Annotated in this window: 2 protein-coding genes; both read right to left on the bottom strand. The window is 73.8% G+C overall.

Annotated elements, in window-relative coordinates; all coding sequences use genetic code 11:
- The coding region (locus VN520_RS19335) for an SMC family ATPase (protein ID WP_325748179.1) at positions 1-1,616 on the bottom strand (1,616 nt) is incomplete at its 3' end.
- A partial coding sequence (locus tag VN520_RS19330) for an exonuclease SbcCD subunit D (protein WP_325748178.1) occupies positions 1,613-2,319 on the bottom strand: 707 nt, incomplete at its 5' end. The genes VN520_RS19335 and VN520_RS19330, both read right to left, overlap by 4 nt.

Here is a 2,319-nt window from a genome sequence, read left to right as displayed (position 1 = left end):
GCCCGGTCCACATGGCCGGCCTCCGCGCGGGCCGGCTCCGGGTGCTCGGCCGAGCCGCACACCGTACAGGCGACGCCGTCGACGAGCCGGCCGGCCAGTTCCGCCGCGATGCCGCGCAGCCGCTGCTCCCGCAGCGCCAGCCACTTCTCGTGCGCGTCCACCGCGTGCTCACGCGCCGTGGTCAGGGCCGCCACCGCCACGTCCTCCTGCACAGCGAGAGCGTCACGCCTGCGCGCCGCCTCCAGTCTCCTGCGTGCGGGGCCCAGCCGTCCGGCCAGCTGTTCCGCTCTCGTCGCGGCGTCCTGCGCCTCCTCGACCCGGTCCATGAGGCTCCGGCGGGCCGCCTCCCATCCGTCCAGCCAGTCCTCCGCCTCCTGGATCAGTTCGTCGTCGGACCGGGACTGCCTTTCCAGACCGGCCCGTTCCGTCTCGATCTCCCGGCTGCGCCGTTCGGCCCGGCGGGCGGCTTCGAGTACGCCGAGTTCCGCCCTGAGTCCGCGTTCCCTCTCGGCCAGTTGCTCGAAGTCCGCGCCGGCCAGTTCGGGAGGAAGCCCGGCAAGGGACCGCTCGCGGGCTCCGGCAGCAGCGCGGTGGGCCCGCTCGGCCTCGTCGCGCAGGTCGAGCGCCGGGGCGACCAGGTCCGCCTTGCGCGCGCGGGCCAGCTGTTCGTGGCAACGGTCGCGTTCCGCGCGGCGGTCCTCCAGGCCGGCGGCGCGGCGCCGGGTCTCCTCGTACCGCTGCTGGAGCCGGGCGCGTTCGCGCTCGGTCTCAAGTGCGTGGCGTGCGGCGGTGTTCCGGGCCTCCGCCCCGGCGAGGAGGCACCGGGCGATGTCGAGCCGCTCACGGGCCCCGCTGCGCACGACGGCGGCCCATCGCAGGACCTCCTCGGCGAGACCGGGCTCACCGGGCCGGTTCTCGGGCAGTGCCACTTCCTCCCCGGCGGGCCCGGCCGCCTGCGCGATCCGCTGGGCCAGGGCGAGGATCTGCTCGTCCCCTTTCCTGACCCGGGCTTCGGCCCCCCGGCGCAGTTCGGCCAGGCGCTCCTCGACGGCCGCGAAACGGCGGGTGTCGAAGAGCCGGCCGAGCAGCTTTCCGCGCGCCTCCGCGTCGGCCCGCAGGAAACGCGCGAAGTCACCCTGCGGCAGCAGCACCACCTGGCAGAACTGCTCCCGGCTCATCCCGATGAGCCCGCCGATCTCCTCGCCGATCTCCTGGTGGGAGCTGCTGAGCGCCTTCCAGCCGTGCTCCGGGTCGTACTCGCGCAGCCGGCTCTGCGCCTTCTCGGTCGTGAAGCCGCCGCCCCTCTTCTTGGGACGGGGCTGGGCGGGGCGCCTGGTGACTTCGAGGCGGCGCCCCGCGACGGTCAGCTCCAGGCAGACCTCGGTCGGCCGGTCCGCCGGGGCGTGGTCACTGCGCAGCGAGGTGCCGGGGCTCTGCCGGGCACCGGGCACCGCCCCGTACAGGCCGTAGCAGACCGCGTCGAGGACGGAGGTCTTGCCCGCGCCGGTGGGGCCGTGCAGCAGGAAGATCCCGGCCGAGGACAGTGCGTCGAAGTCGACTTCCTGCGTGGCGCCGAAGGGACCGAACGCGGACAGGGTGAGCTTGTGCAGTCTCAACGGGACACCTCACCGGCTCCGTCGCCGACCCGTACGTCGTCGAAGGCGGCGCGCAGCACCGTCCGTTCCTGTGCGGTGGGGCCGCTGCCGCCGCGTACATGGGCCACGAAATCCTCCGCCACCTGCTGGTCGTCACGTCCCTCGAGCCGCTGGGCGTACGACGCGAGGGGGTCCTCAGGGGCACGCTCGGGGTCGAAGACCAGGCTGAGGGTGTGCGGGAAGCGTTCGAGCAGGCGGGCCATCGGCTCGTCCGGCCGCGCCGGGTCGGTGAGGGTGGCTTCCACCCAGGAATTCCGGTGCCGTTCGAGGGCCGGGTCCTCGAGCAGCGTGCCGAGGGATCCGCGGAGCCGTGCGAGCGGGCGCGGCACCGGGCAGTCGACGCGTTCGGCGACGAGGTCTCCGCCTGCGCCGAGGTCGATCAGCCACATCGTCTTGCGGTGCGCGTGCTCGGAGAAGGAGTACGCGAGCGGCGAACCCGAGTAGCGCACACGATCGGTGACCGTCTGGCAGCCGTGCAGGTGGCCGAGCGCCACGTAGTCGACGCCGTCGAAGACTTCTGCGGGGACGGCGGCGACACCGCCGACCGTGATGTCGCGTTCGCTGTCGCTGGGTTGACCACCCGTCACGAACGCATGGGCGAGGACCACCGACCGGGTGCCGTCCGGGCGGGAGGCGAGATCGTCCCGTACCCGGTCCATGGCCG

The organism is Streptomyces sp., from assembly GCF_035563135.1.
Classification (GTDB): domain Bacteria; phylum Actinomycetota; class Actinomycetes; order Streptomycetales; family Streptomycetaceae; genus Streptomyces.
The sequence above is the reverse complement of the archived record's forward strand: the minus strand, read 5'-3'. Positions and strand labels throughout refer to the sequence as shown.